Raw genomic sequence first — 26,792 nt, forward strand, 5'->3', positions numbered from 1 at the left:
GCTAATTTAATTTTTTTTTAGCAGAAAAAACAATTAATTCTGTGTTTTTAACTTTCTATTGTTTGCAATAAATACTTTTATTAGTAATACAGCAAATAGCGTGCCTGTTACATTTGCCAATACATCTTGCCAATCTCCTTGTCTATTTTCTACCACAGTTTCTTGTAGAATTTCAATAAGGATTCCATACATGATTCCAAATATAACACTTGCTAGTAGTGCATTTTTTCGCAAAAAGTGAGTTGTGATTCCTTTAAAAAAAGCATAAAACCAAACTATTGAAAATATACAATATACTATTGCATGAATGATTTTATCAGCAAAGGAAAAAGTAAGTTTTGGCGCACCTTCTAAGGATATCAGGCTAATGACGGCTACTGTTATCATCCAAGCGACAGCCAAAAACGTACTTATATATTTATGCACCTATCAACTCTTTATATTCGTCGGCACTTAATAATTGATCAATCTCTTCTTCATTACTGATGTTGATTTTAATCATCCAACCTTTCCCGTAAGGATCTTTGTTTACTAATTCTGGTTCGTCTTCGAGTTCTTCATTAAACTCAGTTACTTCTCCTGATAATGGCATAAACAAGTCAGATACTGTTTTTACAGCTTCTACTGTTCCAAAAACCTCATCTTTTTCCACTTCTTCATCAAGAGTATCAACATCAACATATACAATGTCTCCTAATTCTCCTTGAGCAAAATCAGTAATTCCTACGACAGCGGTATCACCTTCAATTTTTACCCACTCGTGGTCTTTGGTGTATTTTAATTCAGCTGGTATGTTCATTTTTTTTAAGTGTTATTTGTGTTATCGTGTGAGCAAATGTACTTTTTTATCTTTAAGTTTTCAACCACAATTTCTGTTAATTTCCAAAATTATAACGAAGTGTTATTCCAGAACGAATAGTTGTTTGAGGAAATGCTGTTGAGACAGCAAATTCTGAGAATGTATGATCGTAATAAAATAGTGCTGTTAGGTTTTTACTCAACGCATAATCTGCTGTAAATTTTAACGACCATAACGTTTGTCCAGCAGTTACCTGATTGTTGAAAAGATCTAAACTACGAATAATGGTAATGTTATCACGTAGCGACAAATCTGCCTTCAAGTTTAAGTCTCCTTTTAATGTAGTTTTCTTTCCTGCTATTCTCGTATCGATTCGAACATCTTTAAAACGATATCCTAATCCAACGATATATTCATTCCCAGTTACTTCTGTCAATAAATTATTATCAAAACTTAACGATAAAGCACGATCTCTTTTAACTTCTGCCAATACTTTGACAGAGTTTTTCATTTCGAAATCTACTCGAATTAGAGGATTGAACTGTTCAACCAAATTAACGTTAGAGAAGATATTCTGGTTGTGGAAGTTTCCTCCTTGATCCAAGTTTGAATCACTGAACGGATCATCTGCTACATAATCTAAGTTTGTTCGGAATGAGTTAATTGTATAACTTGATCGGTAACCGTGCGACAATGAGAAACGTTTGAAACGTTTTTTAAACCATTTTAATCGCATTAACCCTGTATATTTTAATGTCCAGTTCGGAATTGGGACATCTCTAAAAGCTCCTAGCTTAATATCATTAACATCTGTTCCTGAATAGGCTGCCAAGAATGCTGGTAACAGTACTGCTTGGTTGGTTTTTCCAAATCCATCTGGATATCCATCGTTGTCAGTATCTGTTAAAGGTTGCCCATTTGCGATTGCTAAACGACGCGCAATAATTTGCCTGTTTTGTTCAAATTCTTGGAATGTTACAGATCGATCTGCATCACTTTGTTTAAATGCTGTTTTTATGAGTATTGTTGAAATTCCGAAGTTTCCAAAGGTATTCCCTGCTTGATTTGGCGTGAGCGAAATGTACTCTCCGTTTTGCACATTGAATTGTTCTGAGAAGTTTTCAGAATAATTTCTATTGGCCACTACATCAATTTTCAAATCTCTCATGGGTTCTACTTGAGCAGTAATGTCTAAATTGGTATTGTGAACTTGTGTAAACTGTTGATTGAATCCACTGAATTCTGTCAAGTAACCTCTTCTCGCTGCCTCATATCGAACATCTGCTTGACTACCAAATACAAAACCTACTGAAGGCTTTAATGTTCCAATAAATCCTATAGATGGTGTGTATCCTGGCAATACTTTTCCATTATTTTCAGAGTAGCTAACATTGATACGTTTTACACTTCCTACTACATCAACTAATGTGTTAAATATTTTTGTTCCTACACTTGCCTTGTTTGAATTTTTCTTTTCATCTTGCTCAGTATCTCCTGTACTTCCTGGCACTCCGGGTCTACTATTACGTCCGCTTCGCAAGTTTCCTTTCTCATTTCCTTTTCGCTTCTTAACAAAACCTATGTATTTATAGAAACGCGTCATATCCAACGACGCATTGATATTATGCGTGTTGGCATTCTGAATTGTATTTAATCGTTCACCTGCTACTTGTTCCAACACATCAGATCCACGTTGCCAGTTAAAATCTCCTGTATAACTATAAGTCGCATTTAAAAAACTAAAGGTAGGAATCTTATTTAATGGCAATTCATATGTAAGTTGTAAAGATTGCGTGTGTGTATTTGGTTCACCTATATCCCAGAATCGATCCCAAATACCAAAATCAGTATTGATATCGCCATTTTCATCAAAGTAATTATTGACAATATTATTGTTTGCTGCGGTAAAATTGAATCGCAACGAGTTTGTCAGATTATAATTGATTGCATATGACCAGTCAAACAAGAAGTTACGCTGCTGTAAACGCGGCAGTTGATTTCCTTCTTCTAACAACGGATCACGATATATTTGATCATTGAAACTTCTGGTAATATTTGAGTTTAAAGAAATACTCGTTGGCAGCGGATTGAAGTTAAAATCTTTCAACCATTTCCAATACTTTCCAGTAAAAAGTGAATCGTTCTTTTTGAAAGGCTCAATAGATTTTGGCTTAAAATTAAAGTTATAATCTAACCCTGCGCGCACATTTTGATCTCTAAGCGATTTGATTTCATAATCATGATGTTCTGTTTCATTGTATGAATATGACAATGTAAAGTTTTCTACATCGTAGAAATGTGGTTTTTGTTCTGCTCCACGTTCTTTACGAACACCAATAAAGTTGATGCTTTTTCTCTTGGTATAATCAATTGCTTGCTCTGTGATTCGATCTTTGTCTTCTTGTGTTTCTGCTAAATCCAATCGATCTTCCAGTCGAATATCTTGATAAAACGGATCGTATTCAGGCGTAATAATTTCTTCTCCAACACTATAATTAAAAGGAATTTTAATTCCCCATTTTTTTGGCAATAATTGCCCCAAGCTTACATTTGTAACCACATCATACTGCTTAACTTCTTCTCTACTTCTTTCATTTGGTGATTGTTCAATGTTACCAAAACCAACCGTACTTACTCTTCCTGTTGCAGAAACCGTTGCAAAATCAGCTAAGTTTGCATCTAAGGATCCAACGGCAGCCCAACCTCCTCGGTTTTCTAGTTCAGCTAGTCGTAATTCATTAAACCAAAATTCACCGCAAATTGGCACACCACCTACAGGAGTATCTGTAGCATCTAAACTTGTTGCCGTTGCATTTTTGACACCTACCATTAGCGAGCGTACTCGACCAATTGTTGGATTACCTATGATTGCTATTCGCATGCGCTCATCAGAAGTATAAGGTGCGAATTGGTTTGCTATTTCTTCGGCATTTTCATTATAGTATGCAACTTCTGTAGCGGCTGTCGCATTGTTAAAGTTTGCTGCTTTAATTCGTGTTAGTAACGCTAGTGGTATATCAAATTCATTTTTCCACACATCTTCAGGCGAAGATTCATTATCAAGAGTAACATTTAAAGGAATTTCCACTTGATAATAGTTTTGAGTAAAATCATTACCAAAACGAATAAACGCTACTGCTTGTTGGTCTGCTAATTGATTTGTTTGCCCAAATAATGATTCAGCATGCACAAACATTTTTAAGTTTTTATACTGCCTAAGATCAATATCAATATTTTTGAATACACCTCTGGAATCTCCAGCATCAAGGTCACAAACAACCATTCCTAGAGATTGTTCGTTTTGACGTATTACTGTATTATTATTATTTAATTGCTCCCGAACAACTCCTGGTGGAATTACATATCCAATCGGAAGCTTGTTTGCATTTTCTTCAATATTAACAATATTTACATCAAATTGTGTTCCGTCATCTTGTGGGTCATCATTGTTTGCTTCTAATGATAGATTATAACGCCTCCAATCTCCACGAATTAAATCGAGCGTAGCGAAACGAAGCACCGTAGGTTCATTAAACCCAGTCATGTACATACGAATAAAACGGATTGCTCTAAGATCATTTAACGTTATACGTTCATCAGGGTTTTGTTTATAGAAATCAGTAATCGGAATTTTAAATTGTACCCAACGAGAATTGATTATTGTTTGATTTGGAAGCTCAGTAGGTATTATACGTTCATCCGTAATGTACGTTGTAGAAGTCCCAATACCTGGATTAATTGGAATTCGGAATTGATAGTAATTATCAATTGTATTCATCGTTTGGTCACGGTTAATATCCTCTACATCCGGAACCGTAGTATTTCCTCTATTCGTATCCGTTACTGCAATTGGTGAGTTCCCTTGTGTCCCGTTGAAATTTTTATACCGATTTAATACATCTCCACTTGCATTTAAAAAGTATTGATAGTTATCAGCTGCAGGATCTTCTAGTGTCGCATAATTTGTATACTTAGCTCCTTCTTCATTGTCTGGTAATCCGTCCAATCCAACATCTTGTGCTTGCCTGTTTGCTTCTACAGCATCAAATGCGTACACTAACGACTGTGTTTGAGGCACTTTTGCCCACTGCGTTTGTGTGACTAAAGGGTTAATCGCTCCAGCTTCTGGCAAACCATTTTCATACTGTTTACGACCATCTTTTAAGATATCCTCAGAAATGTTACCAATATTAAACACAAGCTCACCGCCTTGACTTGAGGTATTGCTATCAGAAAAATAAGGGTCTAACAGCCAAAATTGAATATATTCAACGTTAGCTTGTTCAAAATTTGTTGTAGTCACAGGACGCATGATTCCTCCCCAATTTTGCGTTTGCGGCTGCGTAGCAAAGTTTGGATTGTTGTTATACGGTCCTCTTTCATTAGGATAATATGCTAAATCAAGTGTTGTTTGAACGGTTGTTTGTCCACGAGCAATGTCTGTTTGCGGAAAGATTTCATTTACAAATATACGACGTGTTTCACTTCTTGACACATCGTCATCACTAATTCCACCAGGTGCTTGATTTCCATAGAAAATTGGATCAATAGTATACCATGCAAGTTTTGCCCTGTTATATCCATATTCTAGTTCATCATTTCCAAATTGACCCCCTAAATTATCTCCCAGAGCATCTCCAGGCGTTCCAGGCGTACTTGCCAAAAACCAACCTAAAGGCGACTTGATATCAATAGTAGCTTGCGCTCCTTCAAAATCGTCAACATAAGCTGTAGCCTCTCCTTGAAAGTCTGCATTTTTTGGACTTCCAGGCAATAAGTATGCAAATTCTCCACGAACAGATACATTTGAAGGCACATCGGTATCAATATTTGGCAACTTATTTACTAATCGTGTTAAAAATGGCACTTCTGTAGAATAGTTTCCATTAAATCCGAAGATGGAGTTATTTACAGGTTCGGCACCATAGTTTGCTTTTTGCGTAATTGGACGTTCATTTAAGTTTAAGTAGGTCGCTCCAATTAAAAAGTTTTCATTGAACTGATGTTCAATATTAATTCCTGTAAATCGTTTGTTTTGCTGTCCAAATAATGAGTTATTTTCAACAGAAACATCAATTGGTGTATTGGATGCTTTTAAAGCTTCATCCAAAATTTGCACACGCCCTTGCGCATAATTTACCGTATAGTCAATTCCTTCTTGTAGTACGCGTCCTCCAGCCGTTACCACTACAGAACCTCTAGGTACATTAAAAGCTCCTAATGGAATTCCGTCTCCTCCTTGTGACTTGTAACGTCCTTTTAATTGAAATTTATTGAGATTTGCATCATCCAACGCTCCTGCTTTTGTTTCAGTATACATTGTTCTGTATACATAACGAGTTTGGTTTGCATTATAATCTGCAGGATTATTATAGTCTTCTGTTGGAGCATTCCTTAATTTTTCGAATAAGAATTCTCCAAATGGCTCTACGGTTGTAAATATAATTCGTCCAAATTCTTGATCGACTGTAATTCCTGGCAAATAGTCAAAGAAACCATCTCCTCCGGCTTGAGGATTTTGATAGATGTCTAATCGATCAAGATTAAACACTTTTAGTAAAATTTCATCTTGTACGTCTGCGGGCAATGCAGGCCCTCCATCTACAGCAGTGATATAGTTTACAGGAGACGGATCTGTATATAAAATGTTAAGTCGAAAATCGTCAGGACTTAGCTGATAAGCATCTGTAGCATAGATATTTTTCATCATTAAATCCCAAATTGGATCATTGACTTCCGTAATAGCACTTTTTAAGAGTTTTACAACTAAATTTTGATTTTGAATGTTTGTAGGATTTCCATCAGTATCAGTGTTTGTTATTTGTGTTGCATCAATTCCTCCATTGGCAAATTCTCCTACTTGATATACTTGTCCATTTGCTGTATACTGAAATGCAACAGCTAATATTTCGTCGTTACTTAATCGTTGGTTTAATGAGATATACCCTAATTTGGTATGAACTTTATATTCGTTTTCGTTCAGTTTTCGTGCGTTTTCTAGATATACGTAATCAAATCCTTGTTGAACGTTTCCTGAAACCGTTCCAAAACCTTGTTGAATTGTTGCTATATCTCTAATTTGTTCTGTTAGTACAGAGCCCGCCGTTCCAATTGCTTCTGGATTGTAATCATTGTTCTCGTTATCAGGAAAAGCATCGGGATTGGCCGCATTGAAAAATCCTGCAGGCGCAGGTATTGGTGGTTGGTTTATTTTAGTTTTGTCAGGATTAGCTTCTCCTAGATCTTGTAAACCTACAATGTTACGTACATTTTGTGTTTGTGCAGAACGGTTGGTTACCCAAACTTCAACACGTGTTATTTCTACCGGGGTATTTATAAACGGATAGGTTTCTAAGGCAGAATCGTATTTATCTCTAAAGTATTGTGATAAGAAAAAGTGACGATCTTCATCATAGTCCAACGCAAATAAAGCAAATTCTTCAATTGTTCCTCCTCCTTCAGCCGTAATGGTTCTAGTTTGCGAACGTTGTTCCGAGAATACTCCTGTAATTCGTGTTTTTCCAAATTTAAGCTCTGTTTTTACCCCAAATAAACTTTGTGCTCCGGTGATGAGTGAGCTATTGAGTGGCATGCTTACATTACCTACTTCTATTTTTTGTAAAATGTCATCTTCCGTTGGTGTATACTCTAATTTGATTTGATTTTGAAAGTCAAATGTAGATTGTGTATCGTAGTTTGCATTGATTTGTAAACGCTCACCTACTTTCCCCAACAAGCTTAGGCTGATACGCTGGTCAAAATCAAAACTTAGGTTACTTCTATTGCGAGGAGATAATGCCGGATTGTCATTTTTCTGAAAGCGAATTCCTAAATCCATTGCTACCGAACCTTGAGGAATTACTTCTATAGTATTTCCTCCGAAGATACTTTCAAAAAAGTTTGAGTTGATATAGAATTTTGGCAACAGATTTTTTTGCGCATCTTCCGAACCTTCTTTTTTACCAGAAATAGCATCTAGTTTTTCTTTGAAATAACCTTTCATGCTTTCCTTTAACAACAACTCTCTAAATTGTTTAGGTGTTAATATTAAAGGATATCTTATATCATAATCACCTACTGTTTCTGTATATATATACCGATCCAACTTAGGGTCGTAGGTATATTTTGAGACAATACTCGAAGGATTTTTTAATTGAATTTTACCAATTGCATAACCTGTTTGCGTTTTGGTTGAATCAGTTTGCTGCGTATTCGTTTCTTGCGCTACTAGTAAAGTTGCACAAAACATTATCAGTACGACAATCGAATTCTTACAAAATGTTGGTATAAGGTTGGTACTATTTTTCAAAGTAATTATAAGTTTTTTAATGCCATTTTTATCATTTCTTCAACACTTCCATTTGGCATATCTTTAATTATTTTATCAAGGACTCTTTCAGATTGTTTTCGGGTATAGCCTAAGACTTCCAAAGCAGATAACGTTTCTTCTTTGTTTGTATTGTTTTGAGACACGGAAACTTCTTCTAGATCGTATAATTTTAAGATTTTATCTTTTAGTTCGATGATTACTCGCTGAGCTGTTTTGGCACCAATTCCTTTAATCCCTTGAATTGTTGCAACATCGCCAGAACCTATCGCTTCACATATTTGTTCAGAAGTAAGTGAAGAAAGCATGGTTCTGGCTGTACTTGTTCCAATTCCTGACACTGAAATCAATAATCGGAATATAGCACGCTCAGACCTTTGATAAAAGCCATATAATGAATGTGCGTCTTCACGTATATGAAGATGCGTATACAGCTTGATAAGTTCTTGATTGGGTATCTGAGAATACGTAGTGAGCGAGATATTAATAAAATATCCAACTCCATTACATTCAATCACTACATCAGTTGGATTTTTCTCTACGAGCTTCCCTTGAATATGAGTAATCATTTATTAGTTGCTAGTTAAAGCTTCAAATGTAATAAATTTATTCACATTTATTTAACCATTTACACCTTTAATATACTAATACGATATAGTGTTGTATTTTATAGTTCTTCTTTTGCTTGTTGTCTTTTTTCTTTTTGTTGCGCATCAACAACCGCCACTGCTGTCATATTAATCATTTCATCAACACTTGCTCCAAGCTGCAAAATATGCACAGGCTTTCTCATTCCTAACATGATTGGGCCAATAGAATCAGCCTTATTTAGCTCCTTCATCAGTTTATACGTAATATTTGCTGCATCTAAATTAGGAAATACTAAGGTATTAACTTCTTTTCCCGCTAGTTTAGAGAATGGGAATTTTGCCGACAACATTTCTCTATTCAATGCAAAATCTGATTGCACTGCTCCATCAACATTAATATCTGGATAGTATCGATGCAAATAATCAACCGCTTCTCCAACTTTTTTGGCTTTATCATGTTCGGACGACCCAAAATTAGAATATGATAACATAGCAATATTAGGTTCTAAACCAAACATACGAACAGTCATAGCTGTCATTTGAGCTATTCTTGCGAGCTCACGAGCAGATGGATCAATATTAATAGAAGTGTCAGACAAAAACATCGGACCACGTTCTGTAATCATTAAGTTTGTAGTAGCCGCCGTTTGTATTCCTTTGGCAGTTCCTATGAGTTCTAACATTGGCTTGACTACAGCTGGGTAACTTCTAGAATATCCAGAAATAAGTCCGTCTGCATCACCATCATTTACCATCATTGCGGCAAAGTAGTTACGCTCTCGCATTTTGCTTTGCGCATCCAATAGAGAAACTCCTTTGCGTTTTCTTGCTTCCCAATAGATTTTGGCATAACGCTCTCTTTTTTCCTTTTGCTCATCCGATTTAGGATTAACCACTTCTACATCACCATCAAATTCGAGCTCTTCACGTAGTTCTTGAATTATTTTTTCATTCCCGAGAAGAATTGGAATAGCAATTCCTTCGTCATATACAAACTGGGCAGCCTTTAACACATCTAAATGATCAGCTTCCGCAAAAACAATTCGTTTTGGGTTGGTTCTTGCTCGATTATGTAATAATCTTATAATTTTATTGTCAGCATCCAATCTATGCAAAAGTTCATCTTCGTATCGCAACCAGTCTTCAATTGGCTCAGTAGCCACTCCAGAATCCATAGCCGCTTTAGCCACCGCAGGCGGGATTTTTGCAATCAGTCTAGGATCAAATGGCTTAGGAATGATATATTCTTTCCCAAAGGTAAGTTTGGTTTCTCCATAAGCTATATTTACTTGCTCAGGCACAGGTTCTTTTGCTAGAGCCGCCAATGCTTTTACGGCCGCCATTTTCATTTCTTCATTAATCTTAGTAGCACGCACATCTAAAGCACCACGAAAGATGAATGGAAAGCCCAATACATTGTTTACTTGATTCGGATGATCGGATCTTCCTGTTGCCATGATAATATCTTCTCTAGATGCGATTGCTTCTTCGTAAGAAATTTCTGGTGTAGGATTTGCCATTGCAAATACAATTGGATCAGACGCCATTGATTGTAACATTTCTTGAGTAACAATATTTCCTACTGAAAGCCCTAAAAATACATCTGCGTTTACCATAGCTTCTGCAAGAGAAGCATATTCTTTATCTGTACGGAATCGAGCTTGCATTGGAGAGAGGTCTGTTCTTCCTTTGTGAAGCAAACCATCAATATCAAACATAGCTATATTTTCAAGTTTTGCTCCTAATGCAACATACAAGTTCATACAAGAAACGGCTGCCGATCCTGCTCCAGAAACCACAAAACGCACTTCTTCAATATTCTTCTCAGCAATCTCTAGCGCATTGAGCAATGCTGCAGAAGAGATTATAGCTGTTCCATGCTGGTCATCATGCATTACAGGAATATCTAGCTCTTCTTTGAGTCGGCGCTCTATTTCAAAAGCTTCAGGCGCTTTGATATCTTCTAGATTAATTCCTCCAAAAGTAGGTGCAATATTTTTGACTGTTTCAATAAACTTTTCAACGTTTTTGGTATCCACCTCAATATCAAACACATCTATATCTGCAAATATTTTAAACAGCAATCCTTTCCCTTCCATCACAGGTTTTGATGCTTCAGGACCAATGTCTCCCAATCCCAACACTGCTGTTCCATTGGAAATTACAGCAACTAAGTTTCCTTTGGTCGTGTATTTGTACACATTTCTTTTGTCTTTTTTGATTTCTAGACAAGGTTCAGCAACTCCAGGAGAATAGGCTAGTGATAGGTCACGTTGTGTAGAATAGCGCTTTGTAGGTACTACTTTTATTTTCCCCGGTTTCGGCTTGGCATGATAAACTAATGCCTCTCTTCTTTTGCGTTCTGTGTTACTCATATAGATGGCTTTCGCGTCTATAAATAAACTTATTTACAAACACTGTGAATTTGCAAATTTAGAAGTATGCGACTAAAGGAAAAAATTTAATACGGTTTGTTTCGTGATATTTAACGTCAATTTACATAAGTAATCTGTTATTCGCAGTTGAATTTATTTTTTTAAAAACTGAATATTCCGGACTAATCCTGCATATTTGGTACGCTTGACCGCAGATTTTTTGAAGATTTCATTGAAGACTTCATGTGTAATTTCTTCCCATTCTTTTTTAGTCATCGCTAATAGTTCAGGATGGGGATCAAATAACGGTTCGTTGTGTGGCTTTGAAAAACGATTCCAAGGACAGACATCTTGACAAATATCGCATCCAAACATCCAATTATCAAATTTACCATGAACATGTGCAGGTATTTCATTTTTGAGTTCAATCGTAAAATAGGAAATGCATTTACTTCCATCAACAACATACGGCTCTACTATAGCCTGTGTTGGGCATGCATCAATACATGCAGTACAAGTTCCGCAATGGTCGGTGACTGGTGTGTCATATTCTAATTCAAGATCAATGATAAGTTCAGCAATAAAATAAAACGAACCGACTTTTTGCGTAAGTAAGTTGCTATGTTTACCAATCCAACCCAATCCACTTTTGGCTGCCCAAGCTTTGTCTAACACCGGTGCGGAATCAACAAAAGCTCTTCCTGAGACTTCTCCTATTTCCTCTTGTATGAAATTTAGTAATTGCTTTAATTTTTCTTTGATTACAAAGTGATAGTCCTTTCCGTAGGCATATTTGGAAATTTTAGGTGCATCAACATCTTTTTGTGTTTCCGAAGGATAGTAATTGAGCAACAACGAAACTACCGATTTGGAACCTTCTACTAGTTTTGTTGGATCTAATCGTTTGTCAAAATGATTTTCCATGTATTGCATCTCGCCATGCATATTTTTGTTGAGCCATGCTTCTAATCGTGGTGCTTCTTCTTCTAAGAATGCCGCTTTGGAGATTCCACATGACAAAAAACCCAAACGTTTTGCTTCGGTTTTGATAAGCTCAGTATGTTTCTGTATTCCTTTCAACAGCTACATTCTTTTTGTAAATTTCAAAGTAGCACCTAAGGGCTTTAACGTAATTAATGGCGCTATTTGTATGTCTTTTTCAACAGATTTTATGGCGTATTTTTTTAATAAGCTATATACTGTTAAAATCATTTCATAGACTGCAAATCCATTTCCGATACACATACGTGGTCCAGCACCAAACGGAAAGTAATAGGCTGCATTTTTTTTGCGAGATTCTTCTGAAAAACGTTCTGGAATAAAGTCATTAGGTCGCTCCCAATATTGTTCGTTTCGGTGTAATTCGTAGAACGAAACACCAATCATTGTCCCTTTTTCTATATGGTAACCCGCAAACGAATCGTCTTCAATTGCTACACGATCCGTAATCCAAGCAGGCGGATATAAACGCATAGATTCCTCTATACACCATTTTACATAGGTCAATTTCTCTATTTTCCCCATTGCACTTAGTCCTTCCTCAATGGTATCGATTTCCGCTATTACTTTCTGACATGCTTCTGGATTAGTAGCTAATAAGTGAAATGTAAATGTTAAAGCATTTGCCGTTGTTTCATGACCAGCTACAAAAAAAATTAATATTTCATCTATTAATTGATCATTTGTCATTGAAGTCCCATCGTCTTCATATTTAGCTTTCAACAGCATATCTAGTAAATCATCATGATTTTCATTTGATTTCCGGCGTTCTTCAATAATTTTATGAATAATAGACCTACTTTCATATACCAATTCCATGTGCTTTTGAATCATCCCAGTCATTTTGTACCACCATTTTTTGTGTGGCTGCCTAATTTCTCTGATGATGAAATCTTGCAAAGTCTCGATAATTTTCTGCAATCGATGCATTGTATTTTCATCAGAAGAATAATTAAATAAAGATTTGGCTACGACATGAAACGCAAGTTCATTCATGATAGGATAGGTATCCGTTATCTGATTTTCCGGAATGTTTTCTAGCTGCTTTTGTATTGTTCGCTCCATGATAACAACTAATTTTTGCAGCTTTTCTTTATGAAATGCAGGCTGAATGAGTCGCCGTTGTTTAAGCCAATAGTCACCACTAGCCGTCAACAATCCTTTCCCAACATATTTTGACAGGAACTTGGTCTGAATTTTAGATTTATTGTAGTTCCGATGATTTTTCTGAAGAATGTGCTTTGTGATTTCTGCATCTCGTGTAAGCATAACCGTTTTGGCAAACGGTGGTTTAATCGCAAATGAACTTCCGTGCTTGGAAAAACCTTCTTTGTGAAACGGAATCGGGTTTCGCGTGATCGAAGAGGATCGCAAGAATAACTGAAAGAATGGAAGCTTGTTTGGGTAGCGATATGTCATTTTACGTTGGTTAATGCTTCTCAGTTAATTTATTAGCTATCAGATTCATCTATTAGAAATTTACATAATTCAATGTTAAAATACTGATTTTGAAAAGAAACCCTTTTATTTTATTTCACTCAAACAGACATTATCCTCTCTATGTGACTACAAATCCATATTTAGAAAAGCCCTCCTTGAATGCCTCCTTTGATTCTCCCAAGATGTTTGTATGCTAACTCGGTAACTTCTCTACCTCTTGGTGTTCGTATAATGAATCCTTGTTGAATAAGGAAAGGTTCGTACACTTCTTCGATGGTTTCTCCACTTTCAGAAACGGCTGTTGCTAACGTAGTGATGCCTACAGGTCCTCCTTTAAACTTATCAATGATGGTTGATAAAATTCGGTTATCCATTTCATCTAAACCATATGCATCCACATTCAAGGCCTTGAGTCCAAAACGTGCAATTTCAATATCTATACGCCCATTCCCTTTTATTTGCGCAAAGTCACGAACTCTTCTCAATAATGCATTCGCTATACGAGGTGTTCCACGACTTCTACCTGCTATTTCGATAGCTGCTTCCATACTAATAGGAACATTTAATATTTGCGCACTACGTTGAACAATTGTAGAAAGCAGTTCAGTGGAATAATATTGCAATCTACTTGCTATACCAAAACGGGCTCTCATAGGCGCTGTAAGCAATCCTGAACGAGTCGTAGCACCAACTAAGGTAAATGGATTAAGATTGATTTGAACCGTTCTTGCATTAGGCCCAGATTCAATCATGATATCTATTTTGTAATCTTCCATTGCAGAATAAAGATATTCTTCTACAATAGGGCTTAATCTGTGTATTTCATCAATAAATAATACATCACGTTCATCTAGATTTGTTAGCAATCCAGCCAAATCTCCAGGTTTGTCCAACACAGGACCAGAAGTCACTTTTATACTAACACCTAGTTCATTTGCTAAAATATGTGCCAAGGTCGTTTTTCCTAATCCTGGAGGCCCATGAAATAGTGTGTGATCAAGTGCTTCATCACGTAGATTTGCTGCTTGCACAAATACTTGAAGATTTTCTAATACTTGATCTTGCCCTGTAAAATCTTTAAAGGACAACGGTCGCAATGCTTTTTCGACATCTAACTCTTCAGACGAATAGTTTTGATTTGTAGGATCTAAATTTTCATTCATTAAAACAAATATAAAAAAGAAAAGCCTTTCTATGTAGAAAGGCTTTTTTTATTTCAGAACTCTTCTATTAAGAGTTTAAAGTTCAATATAAATTAGTGATGCATTTCCTCTTCACCATCCTTCATTGGCACGTTTTGAGGAACGAAATCTTCATCATGTCCTGGCTTACTATAATCATATGCCCAACGATGTACATGAGGAATTTCTCCTGGCCAGTTTCCATGTATATGCTCTACTGGTGTAGTCCATTCTAACGTATTCGATCTCCATGGGTTTTGTGGTGCTTTCTTTCCAAAGAACATACTTCCAAAGAAATTGTATAAGAATACTAATTGGAATGCTCCTCCAACAATTGCAAACATTGTAATTACTACATTCACATTTGCCAAGTCATCAAATAAAGGAAATTCAGAGTTTGTATAATAACGTCTTGGTAAACCAGCTAATCCGATGAAGTGCATTGGGAAGAATACTCCATACGCACAGATTGCAGTTACCCAAAAGTGAACATATCCTAAGTTTTTATTCATCATTCGCCCAAACATTTTAGGATACCAGTGATAAACCCCTGCAAACATTCCATATAAAGCAGAGATACCCATTACCAAGTGGAAGTGTGCTACCACAAAATATGTATCATGCACATTGATGTCTAGAGTACTATCTCCAAGAATAATTCCTGTCAAACCACCCGTAATAAACGTTGATACTAATCCGATAGAGAAAAGCATTGCTGGATTCATTTGCAAGTTTCCTTTCCAAAGTGTCGTGATATAGTTGAATGCTTTTACTGCTGATGGTATCGCAATTAATAATGTTGTAAATGTAAATACAGAACCTAAAAATGGATTCATTCCAGATACGAACATGTGGTGTCCCCATACAATTGTTGATAAGAAGGCAATTGCAAGAATCGAGGCAACCATTGCTCGATAACCAAAAATAGGCTTACGAGAGTTTGTCGCAATAATTTCAGAAGTAATACCCAATGCAGGAAGTAATACAATATATACTTCAGGGTGTCCTAAGAACCAGAACAAGTGTTCAAATAGTACTGGTGAACCACCTTGATAGTGTAATACTTCTCCTTGAATAAATATATCTGATAAGTAAAATGATGTTCCAAAACTTCTATCGAATATTAACAATAGTGCTGCAGATAATAATACAGGGAAGGAAACTACACCAATAATTGCGGTTACAAAGAAAGCCCAAATTGTTAATGGCAATCTTGTCATTGACATTCCTTTTGTACGTAAGTTAATTACAGTAACAATGTAGTTTAATGATCCCAATAAGGATGATGCAATAAATATTGCCATAGATACTAACCAAAGTGTCATTCCTAATCCAGAACCTGGAATTGCTTCAGGTAAGGCACTTAATGGTGGATAGATTGTCCATCCTGACGAAGCAGCTCCTCCTTCAACAAATAAAGAAATCACCATGATTACACTTGAAATGAAGAACAACCAATATGATACCATGTTTAAGAAACCTGATGCCATATCACGAGCTCCAATTTGCAATGGAATTAATAGGTTACTAAATGTACCACTCAATCCTGCAGTTAACACAAAGAATACCATAATAGTACCGTGAATTGTTACCAAGGCTAGGTATTTGTCTGCAGTCATAACTCCATCTGGTGCCCAGTTTCCTAAGAATATTTCAAAAATTGTGAATGATTCTTTAGGCCATGCAATTTGCATACGGAAAAATATAGACATCATGATTCCAATAACTCCCATTATAGTACCTGTAATTAAGTACTGCTTGGCAATCATTTTGTGATCCTGACTAAATATATATTTAGTAATGAAAGTCTCCTTATGATGATGTCCGTGATCGTGTCCGTGATCTCCTGCGTGTACTGCTGTTGCTGACATATCTATATATTGTATCTTTTAATTTTGTTTATTATTTCTTTTTTCCGAAAGTTTCTTGTTCTGCCATCCACTTTTCGTAATCTTCCTTACTTTCTACGATTACTTTCATCTGCATGTTGTAGTGAGATTCACCACAAATTTTGTTACATAATAACAAGTAATCAAATTCGTAAGGCTCCAATGCGTCTTGACCATCAGCAATTAATGCTTTACTTTTTTCAGCTCTTAAATCATTAATACGTTTTACTTTGTCAATAATTTTTGGCTCTTCACGCATTTCCTCAGTAGTTACTGTTGGCGTCATTGCAAATTCTGTAATCATACCAGGCACACAGTTCATTTGCATTCTAAAGTGAGGCATATAAGCTGAGTGCAATACATCTTGCGAGCGCATTTTGAAGACTACTTTTCTACCAACAGGTAAGTGTAATTCTTGTGTGATAACATCATCTTGTGCATATTTATCTTCACGATCTAATCCTAAGATATTTGGATTATCTCCTAAATCAATCAAACGAACATTCGCTTTTCCAAGTACGTTATCTTCACCAGCGTAACGAGCTTTCCAGTTAAACTGTTGTGCGTATAATTCAATCACAATAGGATCATCATCCATGTTTACATCCATGATTTCGTTCCATGTAAACAATCCGTATAAAATTAATCCTGCCAACGTAATTACAGGAATGATTGTCCAGATAAATTCTAACTTATCATTATCTGCATAGTACAATGCTTTTCTTCCTTCTTTTCCTCTATATTTGAATGCAAAGTAGTGTAGCAAAGCCTGTGTTACAGTTTGCACGAAGAAAATCAATACTAATGAAATAATCATTAATGTATCTATTTGCGGTCCGTGTTCGGAAGCAGAGATTCCAATAAGTGGTAAATCTCCCCATTTTACAAAAGAAATGATTGTGATTACATATATGAACATTAAGAATCCCATCATGAGGTATCCATTAATGTTGTTATCCTTGTCATTCGCTACTTGAGAATTATCTGCTTTTGCTTGCGATAAATCAAATATCTTCGTCAACTGCCAAATTGCGATTGCAATTAGGATAAGTACTATAAACGTTAGTAAACCAGTAGTCATCTTATTTTATACTGTTTTGAAATTAATTAATAATGAAATTGTTTACTTTCCTCAATAAACGGATTTCGTTTCGCCAATAATGGTGCTTTGGTCAATGTTGTAAACACAACAAATATAAATAGACCTAAGAATAATAAGATTGCTCCTATTTCTGCCATTCCTAAAGACCAGTTTGGTCCTACGGTTGCTGGCATTACCATATTGAATACATCTATATAGTGACCAAATAAGATCACAATTCCTGCGATTACTATAATCCAATTAAGTCTCTTAAAGTCACTATTCATTAAGATTAATAATGGGAAAATAAGGTTTAATGCAAGCATTCCGAAGAATGGTAAGTTATAGTCTTCAATTCGTGTAATGAAATATGTTACTTCTTCTGGAATGTTAGAATACCAGATTAACATGAATTGAGAGAACCATAAATATGTCCAGAAAATACTAATACCGAACATGAATTTTGCTAAATCATGTAAGTGACTGTTATTAACATATTCTAATAATCCTTTTGATTTAAGGTATATTGTTACCAAAGCAATTACTGTAATTCCAGATACAAACATACTTGCGAAAACATACCATCCGAATAGTGTACTAAACCAGTGGTGATCGAAAGACATAATCCAATCCCATGACATCATAGACTCAGAGATTAAGAATAATACTAAGAATACCGCAGCAGCTCTGAAGTTCTTTTTAAAGTTGCTATTATCACTCGCTTCGTCTTGTTTTAATGATAAACGTCTAGATATTTGACGATAAGCAATCCAAATTCCACTGTATACAACTGCTCTAATGATGAAAAAAGTACCGTTTAACCATCCACTTTTTCCAACAGTTAATTTGTCATAGTTTTCGCTAGTAGGGTCTAATAAGCTAGGTTCCATCCAATGAAATAAATGATTCCAGTGCATTACAGAAGCAATAATCAATAAAATAATGATGATTGTTCCTGGAATGATATACGCTGTAATTCCTTCCATCACTCTAAATAATACTGGTGACCAACCTGCTTGCGCTGCTCTTTGTATTGCATAGAAAGCTAACACTCCTAATGAAATCATCATAAAGAAGAATGCTGCAACGTATACAGCTGCCCAAGGCTTATTTTGTAATTGTGCTAGTTTATGTTCATCATGTTTAGCAGAATCATGATGACCAACATCAGCTCCATGTGCATCGCCATGGTGTTCTTTATCAGCATGAGCAGCATGTGTTTTGTGCTCATCGTGATGTGCAGTTTTACCATCATCATGAGTAGCTTCTCCATGACCTGAATCATGTCCATGTCCGTGAGCTGCTTCCATTGCTTTCATATCTTCCACAGAACCTGGCACATCGGCAAAACTAAGTCCAACCATAATGGCTCCAAGTACAAAGGAAATAATTGCAAAAAGTCTTAATCTATTTGAAAACGTATACATTGTATATAATTCTATATCGTTATTGGTCTTATTTTAATTCTGATTTCAGCTTTAACACATGTTGAACAACTTGCCAACGTTCTTTAGCGGCCAATTGATTTGCATGCGATCCCATATTATTCAAACCATACATTAATACATGGTAAATACTTCCTTCAGTAATTTCTCTATCTGCGTAGCTAGGTATTCCTAAAAACTTTTCTGTTTTTACCAAATGCCCTTGACCATTTCCTTTCGTACCATGGCAAATTGCGCAATAGATTCCATATAATTCTTTCCCTTTCGCTAAGTTTTCTTCAGTAGCTTCTAATGGATTTTTAAGTTCTGCTTTAGCTGCAGCATATCCTTCATTTGTATTTTCATACTCATAAGGCATCCAACCTCTTTTCACAGTTCCTTCAGCGGGAGTTTGAGCTTCCATATTATTTTCAGCAAATCCACCATAAGGTACATTATCAACTTCCTGATATGTTTCATAGCCTACTGACTCATACATATTAGGAAAGTATTGGTAATTTGGTTGTGATTTATTAAAGCATGAAGTCATTAGCAATGCTGCTCCAAAAACGACTCCTATTTTTATAAGGCTCTTCATAATTCGTATTAATGCTTTTCAGTAACTTTAATTTCAGTTGCTCCAGTTTCTAATAAAAGAGCTTTTAACGCTTCTTCATCTCCATGAACAGACACTTCCATTAAAAAGTGATCATCTGTTGTTCTTGGATCTGGGTTTTCAGCTTCTTTGAATGGCCATAATTTACTACGCAAGTAAAATGTAATTACCATTAAGTGCGCTGCAAAGAATACCGTCATCTCAAACATGATAGGCACAAAAGCAGGCATATTTTCTAAGAAACTAAAACTTGGTTTTCCTCCAATGTTTTGAGGCCAATCAACGATCATAATGTAATACATCATTGATACTGCTACAGATAGCCCTACACATCCATATAAGAATGCTGTAATAGCAAGTCTCGTATGAGGTAATCCCATTGCTTTATCTAATCCGTGCACAGGAAATGGCGTATACACTTCTTCGATATGATGATTCTCTTGACGTACTTTTTTCACTGCTGACATTAGCACATCATCATCGGTATACATTGCTTGTATTACTTTACTACTCATGATTACCGTCTCTTAGTTTTTTATATTTTTCTCCTGATGATTTTAAAATTGATTTTACTTCAGCCTGTGCAATTACAGGGAATGTTCTAGAATATAACAAGAACAATACAAAGAAGAAACCAATAGTTCCGATGAATATTCCGATATCTACAAATGTAGGCGAGAACATGGTCCATGAAGATGGAAGATAATCTCTATGTAACGACGTTACAATAATTACAAAACGCTCAAACCACATTCCAATGTTTACTACAATTGATATGATAAACGAGAACATAATACTTGTTCTAAGCTTTTTTGACCACATGAACTGCGGAGAGAACACATTACAAGTCATCATTGCCCAATATGCCCACCAGTAAGGCCCTGTTGCTCTGTTTAAGAACGCGTATTGTTCATATTCCACTCCAGAATACCACGCAATAAACAACTCTGTTATATATGCACATCCAACAATAGAACCTGTAATCATGATTACGATATTCATCAACTCAATGTGTTGCAATGTAATATAATCTTCCATATTACATACTTTACGCATGATAATCAAAAGCGTGTTTACCATGGCAAATCCTGAGAAGATTGCACCTGCCACAAAGTATGGAGGGAAAATCGTCGTATGCCAACCTGGAATTACAGATGTCGCGAAGTCAAAAGATACAATGGTGTGTACCGAAAGTACTAATGGAGTTGCCAAACCTGCAAGTACCAATGATACTTCTTCAAAACGTTGCCAATCTTTAGCACGACCACTCCATCCAAAACTTACAATGCTATATATTTTCTTTTGAAAAGGTTTTACCGCTCTATCTCTAATCATAGCGAAATCAGGTAACAAACCAGTCCACCAGAATACTAATGATACCGAAAGATACGTTGAAATCGCAAATACGTCCCAAAGTAAAGGTGAATTAAAGTTTACCCATAATGACCCAAATTGGTTTGGAATAGGCAATACCCAATATGCTAACCAAGGACGTCCCATGTGAATGATTGGGAATAATCCTGCTTGCACTACTGAGAAAATGGTCATTGCTTCTGCAGAACGGTTAATAGCCATTCTCCATTTTTGACGGAAAAGTAATAATACTGCAGAAATTAGTGTTCCTGCGTGCCCAATACCTACCCACCAAACAAAGTTTGTAATATCCCAAGCCCAACCAACAGTTTTGTTGAGACCCCAAACTCCAATTCCAGTAGATACTGTATAGATGATACATCCAATTCCCCAAAGGAATGCCACAAGAGCAATTGAGAATACTATCCACCATTGCTTATTAGCTTTTCCTTCTACTGGAGCAACGATATCAACCGTTACATCATGGTAACTTTTGTCTCCAGTTACTAAGGGTTTTCTTATAGGTGCTTCGTAATGCGACGCCATAATCCGTTTATAATTGTTTCTTATTAAATTCTTTTTATGCTTCTTTTGTATTTCTCACTTTTACGTGATACTGTACATTTGGTTTAGTTCCTACGTGCTCAAGTAAGTGATACATACGATCATCTTCTAGTAATTCAGCAACTTTACTTTCTTTGTCATTAATATCTCCGAAAGTCATTGCTCCAGAACTACATGCAGCAGAACACGCTGTTTGGAATTCTCCGTCTTTGATTTGACGTCCTTCACGCTTAGCATCAAGGATAGTTTTTTGTGTTTTTTGAATACACATCGAACATTTTTCCATTACACCTCTTGAACGTACTACCACATCAGGATTTAACACCATACGACCTAAATCGTTATTCATATGATAATCAAACTCATCATTTTGGTTATATAAGAACCAGTTGAAACGACGTACTTTGTACGGACAGTTGTTTGCACAATAACGTGTACCTACACAACGGTTGTACGCCATGTGGTTTTGACCTTGACGTCCGTGAGATGTTGCAGCTACTGGACATACCGTTTCACATGGAGCGTGATTACAGTGCTGACACATTACAGGCTGGAAAGCTACTTGTGGATTTTCAGCAGGATTTTCCATTTCAAGGAAACCTCCTAGTGAACCTTCTTCACCAAATAATCCACTCATGTTTTCTTTCTTCTCTACATCTCCTTCAAACGTATCTGCAGATGAGTAATATCTATCAATACGCAACCAGTGCATATCTCTACTTCTTCTAACTTCAGTTTTTCCAACTACAGGAACATTGTTTTCTGCGTGACAAGCAATCACACAGGCACCACAACCTGTACATGCATTCAAGTCAATCGCTAAATTGAAATGATGTCCAATAGAACGATCAAATTCTCCCCACATATCCGCACCTGGATCTGTCGCATCAATCATTTCATGATTTTTTGACACATGTGGCATTGGATTCCATACATGATGATCTTTTGTATTGAAAATCTCTAATGTTGTTTCTTTAACAATATCACCTCTTCCCATTAAGGTATTGTGCAACTGAACACATGCAAACTCATGCACTCCAGCAACAGGTTCTATTGCAACATCTTGAACAGCATTAAATCCTTCATATAATGGATATGCATTTACTCCTGTTTGCATTTCTTCTTGAATCCCTGCTTTTTTACCGTACCCAAATGCTAAACCAACAGTTCCTCTTGCTTGACCTGGTTGAATGATTACTGGAACGTTTTCAATAGTTTTTCCGTTCACTGTAACATTTACATAGCTTCCATTTAATCCTCCATTAGCTACATTCCAATTTTTCAAACCTTTTGCTTCGGCATCTGCTTGAGAAATTGTCAAATAGTTATCCCATGAAGCTCTTGTAATTGGATCAGGAAACTCTTGCAACCAAGGGTTATTAGCTTGTTGCCCATCTCCCATTCCTGTTTTAGCATATAAAACTAACTCCATTCCTGCTGCCGCACTTGTCGAAGCCAATTTTCTTGCTTGTTGAGATGCACTTGTAGTTAGCTCTACTTCTTCAGTCTCTTCTACACTTACTGCATCTTCTTCAATAGCCGCAGTTGCCTCATCTACCAAACTAACAGCTACAGTTGTTTTAAACACACCATCATGAACCGCTTGATTCCAAGAAGCCCCATTTAGAATACCTGTTTGCCAAGTTTCCTTAATATATTCATAGTATGTTTTCTCATTACCCGTCCATTTCAATAAAGCATCTTGAAATTGTCTCGTATCGAATAACGGACGAATTGTAGGCTGCATGACACTGTAATATCCTTTCTTCATTTCTACATCTCCCCAAGATTCTAAATAATGAGGAGCAGCAGCTACATATTTTGATTGTTGAGCTGTTTCATCTTCTTTTGTAGTAAACGTAACAGCCAACTCTAGTTTTTGTAATATTTCACCAAATTCTTTTCCATTTGGCAATGTATACACTGGATTCACACCAGCCATAATAATTCCGCCAACAGCATCCGCTTTCATATCATTGATAAGCTTATTAACTGCCGCATCATTACCTTCTCTAATTTTCTTAGGAGCATCTTTATCAAAAGCTTCACTTGATAACGCTTCATTTATCGCCAACACTAAGCTTTGCGCATCAACATCATTGATTCCAGAGACTACCACAGCCTTTGAACCTGCTTGTTTTATTTGCCCAATTGCTTTTTTGATAGCGTCTTCAGCTTTATCTGATAAATTTCTAGCAGAAATACTATTTCCTGTTACCCCAGCATAAATTTTTGCCAATGCAACTTTTTGATCAGTTGGCGACAAAGGAACTCTTTTATCTGCATTAGCGCCCGAAAGAGTCATATTTGATTCAAACTGAATATGACGCGACATGGTTTTTGCCCCATGTTTTCCTGTTGGAATTCTTCCTTTAGCATATCCATCATCATATCCACCACCTTGCCAATCTCCTAAGAAATCTGCCCCAATAGAAACAATCACTTCCGCTTTTGAGAAATCATAATCAGCCAAGCCTCTTTCTCCATATTTAGCTTCAAACGCATCTAACGCAGTTGACTCAGAAATAGCATCATATACTACATGCTGAACATTAGCATACTTAGCTTTGAATTCAGCAATCAGTTTAGAAGTTGAAGGACTTGCATATGTTTGTGTTAGCAACACCAATTGTTTCCCTGAATCACTAACAGTTCGAAGTTTTTGTGAAACTTCACCATCAAATTCTTTCCAAGAAACATCAGAACCATCAATCTTCGGCCGCTTAACTCTCATATTATCATACAACGACAATACAGATGCATGTACTCGAGCATTCGCACTTCCTTTAACAGCTGCCTCTTTATTGTTTTCAACTTTGATTGGACGACCTTCTCTCGTTTTTATCAAAATACTTGCAAAATCATATCCATCCGCAATAGTTGTTGCATAAAAATCTGCCACACCAGGAATAATCCTCTCTGGCTGCACAACATAAGGAATCGATTTGATTACTGGCCCTTCACAAGCTGCCAATGTAGCAGCAGCAGTACTAAAACCAACATATTTAAGAAAGTCTCTACGAGATGTTGAAGAAGATTCAAGTGACTCTTTATTTCCTAAGAATTCATCTACAGGAATTTCCTCCACAAACTCATTCTGTCTAAGCGTTTCAACTATAGAGCTATTTTCATTTAACTCCTCAACACTTTTCCAGTATTTCTTGTTTGATGCCATGTTATATATATAAAATTAGCTTCTTAGTTAATATTAATAGTGACATTTTCCACATTCTAAAGCCCCCATTTCAGACGCCTTGAATGATTCAACACCATATTTTTCTTTTAATTGCTCGTGAATTTTATCGTAGTACGCACTTCCTCTAAAGTTCACATCTGTTTCCCTGTGACAGTTAATACACCATCCCATAGTTAATGGAGAATATTGCTCAACAATTTCCATTTCTTCAATTTGTCCGTGACAAGTTTGACACTCTACTCCTGCCACTGTTACGTGCTGCGAGTGATTGAAGTATACAAAATCAGGCAAGTTATGAATTCGAATCCATTTTACTGGCTTTTGCTCATTCACATAGTCTTGCGCCGTAGGATCCCATCCAACAGCCGTATATAATTTTTGAATTTCTTTGTTATAATCAACACCATACTTAGTCAATCCTTCTTGCTGAGTTTCTTCTGCCACTTCCGCAATATTCTTATGACAGTTCATACACACGTTCAAAGAAGGAATTCCTGAATGCTTACTCACTCTTGCAGAAGAGTGACAGTATTTACACTCTATCTTATTAACGCCTGCGTGAATTCTATGCGAGTAATGAATTGGCTGAATTGGCTGATACCCTTGATCTACACCAACCTGCATAAAGTAACCGTACGCAAAATACGCCGAACCTAACAACAATAAGATTACTGAAACAATAACCAAGAATTGATTTTGAACAAATGCTTTCCAAACAGAAGGTTTTTTAGACTCTTCCTCAACATTAACAGTTCCATTAGCTATCGCAAACTTACGAAGTGTTTTATTCACCAAGAACAACCCTAAAGCCAACAATCCGAATAATACGATTAATGCCCAAAGCACCATTTCGCTTGAAAAACCTCCTGCAGTAGAAGGCTCCCCTTCTAGCTTAGGAACTGGTGGCGGAGTCACTTTTTCTTGCGCTGTATACGCTAAGATATTATCAATATCTTCATTCGATAATTGCGGAAACGCTGTCATTTGACGTTTTCCATATTGCTCATACACCGCAACTGCATAACGATCACCTGACTTGATTAAAGCAGAACTATTCTTGATCCACTTATACAACCATTCTCTGTCTAACCCTTGCTCTTCTTCCAAACGCGCCTCAATATTTCGTAACATTGGTCCCGTGGACATTGCATCTAATTTATGACAGGCTGCACAATTAGCTTTAAATAAAACTTCACCCGCTTTAGCTGCGGCATCATCTTGTGCAAATAGAGAAGTTGAAAATGCTAGCATCATTACTAGCGCGATTCCTAAAATTCTTGAAACTGAACTACGGTGATTCACCTTTTTCATATTTATAAAGTCTTCTTAATTTGGCATGATTTTTACAAGTATTTTTTTGCTTGCGTTCTCATGCATGTTCCAAATTTGAGCAAAAATACAAATAGCGTTTAATTTGAGAAATGTTAGAGAACTCTTAATTTGTAATTTATAGTAATTCTAAATAACATTTTTAGCCTTTAGTTCGTTAGTTAGTTTTACATTTGTATAAAATTGTATTCATTATGAGATTTTTAGCCTTAGATAAGATTATTTTTCTAGCACTACTATCGTTTTTATATTCAGGAATTGCTATCGCACAAGAAGGCGATATTCATATTTCTCAAGACCCAAAAATTGATAAATTACTTACATTTCAAAAAGAAATCAATGAAGAAACCGACAACGACTCCCGTTTAAAGATTCAAATTTTTAATGGAAATCTGCGTAATGCCGAAAAAGTTAAGTCTCAATTTGAAATTAAGTATCGAGACGTTCCTGCAAATATTAAATTTGAAACACCCAATTATAAAGTTTGGGTTGGAAACTTCAGAACAAGTTTAGAAGCTGAACGCTATTTGATAGAAGTCCACAAAACATTTCCTAACGCTTTTATTTTTACACCTAAAAAGAAGAAAAAGTAAAGGTCTTGATACCTAAAACAAAAAAAGGGACTGTCA

Annotated in this window: 17 protein-coding genes; 1 reads left to right on the forward strand and 16 read right to left on the reverse strand. The window is 36.1% G+C overall.

Annotation, left to right across the window (positions count from 1 at the left end; all coding sequences use genetic code 11):
• Positions 1-33: 33 nt before the first annotated feature.
• The 16 genes from AA088_RS05360 to AA088_RS05435 form a co-directional block, all read right to left on the reverse strand.
• The gene (locus tag AA088_RS05360) at positions 34-426 is read right to left on the reverse strand and encodes a VanZ family protein (protein WP_156168418.1); all 393 of its coding nucleotides are present in this window, start codon (positions 424-426) and stop codon (positions 34-36) included.
• Positions 419-799 (reverse strand): glycine cleavage system protein GcvH, encoded by a 381-nt coding sequence (gene gcvH, locus AA088_RS05365; protein WP_046743911.1) that lies wholly within the window; start codon positions 797-799, stop codon positions 419-421. Before gcvH ends, AA088_RS05360 begins: the two co-directional genes overlap by 8 nt.
• Positions 800-875: 76 nt before the next feature.
• Positions 876-8,048 carry a T9SS outer membrane translocon Sov/SprA gene (gene sov, locus AA088_RS05370; protein ID WP_164484231.1) on the reverse strand — a complete coding sequence of 2,391 codons (7,173 nt, stop codon included), beginning with the start codon at positions 8,046-8,048 and terminating at the stop codon, positions 876-878.
• A 65-nt stretch (positions 8,049-8,113) separates the two neighbouring features.
• Entirely contained in the window at positions 8,114-8,695 is a 582-nt protein-coding gene (ruvA, locus tag AA088_RS05375; RefSeq protein ID WP_046743913.1) for a Holliday junction branch migration protein RuvA, read from the reverse strand.
• A gap of 98 nt (positions 8,696-8,793) precedes the next feature.
• The gene (locus tag AA088_RS05380; RefSeq protein WP_046743914.1) at positions 8,794-11,091 is read right to left on the reverse strand and encodes an NADP-dependent malic enzyme; all 2,298 of its coding nucleotides are present in this window, start codon (positions 11,089-11,091) and stop codon (positions 8,794-8,796) included.
• Between the two features lie 153 nt (positions 11,092-11,244).
• Complete coding sequence (queG, locus tag AA088_RS05385) at positions 11,245-12,171, reverse strand: tRNA epoxyqueuosine(34) reductase QueG (RefSeq protein ID WP_046743915.1); 927 nt, start codon at positions 12,169-12,171, stop codon at positions 11,245-11,247.
• Between the two features lie 3 nt (positions 12,172-12,174).
• Positions 12,175-13,509: a cytochrome P450 gene (locus AA088_RS05390; RefSeq protein ID WP_046743916.1), complete on the reverse strand. Its 1,335-nt coding sequence runs from the start codon at positions 13,507-13,509 to the stop codon at positions 12,175-12,177.
• 161 nt (positions 13,510-13,670) lie between these two features.
• Positions 13,671-14,693, reverse strand: a complete 1,023-nt coding sequence (gene ruvB, locus AA088_RS05395; RefSeq protein WP_046743917.1) for a Holliday junction branch migration DNA helicase RuvB — start codon at positions 14,691-14,693, stop codon at positions 13,671-13,673.
• Positions 14,694-14,785: 92 nt separating this feature from the next.
• On the reverse strand, positions 14,786-16,582 hold the full coding sequence (locus AA088_RS05400) for a cytochrome c oxidase subunit I (RefSeq protein WP_046743918.1): 1,797 nt from the start codon (positions 16,580-16,582) through the stop codon (positions 14,786-14,788).
• 31 nt (positions 16,583-16,613) lie between these two features.
• Positions 16,614-17,681, reverse strand: coding sequence for a cytochrome c oxidase subunit II (locus AA088_RS05405; protein ID WP_046743919.1), 1,068 nt, complete (start codon positions 17,679-17,681; stop codon positions 16,614-16,616).
• A 26-nt stretch (positions 17,682-17,707) separates the two neighbouring features.
• Complete coding sequence (locus AA088_RS05410) at positions 17,708-19,108, reverse strand: DUF4779 domain-containing protein (RefSeq protein ID WP_046743920.1); 1,401 nt, start codon at positions 19,106-19,108, stop codon at positions 17,708-17,710.
• Between the two features lie 28 nt (positions 19,109-19,136).
• Positions 19,137-19,703 (reverse strand): c-type cytochrome, encoded by a 567-nt coding sequence (locus AA088_RS05415; protein ID WP_046743921.1) that lies wholly within the window; start codon positions 19,701-19,703, stop codon positions 19,137-19,139.
• A gap of 8 nt (positions 19,704-19,711) precedes the next feature.
• Positions 19,712-20,236, reverse strand: a complete 525-nt coding sequence (locus AA088_RS05420; RefSeq protein WP_046743922.1) for a DUF3341 domain-containing protein — start codon at positions 20,234-20,236, stop codon at positions 19,712-19,714.
• Complete coding sequence (gene nrfD, locus AA088_RS05425) at positions 20,229-21,620, reverse strand: NrfD/PsrC family molybdoenzyme membrane anchor subunit (RefSeq protein ID WP_046743923.1); 1,392 nt, start codon at positions 21,618-21,620, stop codon at positions 20,229-20,231. The genes AA088_RS05420 and nrfD overlap by 8 nt, the downstream gene beginning before the upstream one ends.
• A 34-nt stretch (positions 21,621-21,654) precedes the next feature.
• Positions 21,655-24,813: a TAT-variant-translocated molybdopterin oxidoreductase gene (locus AA088_RS05430; protein ID WP_046743924.1), complete on the reverse strand. Its 3,159-nt coding sequence runs from the start codon at positions 24,811-24,813 to the stop codon at positions 21,655-21,657.
• A gap of 33 nt (positions 24,814-24,846) precedes the next feature.
• Positions 24,847-26,145, reverse strand: coding sequence for a cytochrome c3 family protein (locus AA088_RS05435; protein WP_046743925.1), 1,299 nt, complete (start codon positions 26,143-26,145; stop codon positions 24,847-24,849).
• 212 nt (positions 26,146-26,357) lie between these two features.
• Here AA088_RS05435 and AA088_RS05440 point away from each other — a divergent pair, with 212 nt between their 5' ends.
• Positions 26,358-26,756 (forward strand): SPOR domain-containing protein, encoded by a 399-nt coding sequence (locus AA088_RS05440; RefSeq protein ID WP_046743926.1) that lies wholly within the window; start codon positions 26,358-26,360, stop codon positions 26,754-26,756.
• The last annotated feature ends 36 nt before the right edge of the window (positions 26,757-26,792 follow it).

The sequence above is a fragment of the Kordia zhangzhouensis genome, from assembly GCF_001005305.1.
Classification (GTDB): domain Bacteria; phylum Bacteroidota; class Bacteroidia; order Flavobacteriales; family Flavobacteriaceae; genus Kordia; species Kordia zhangzhouensis.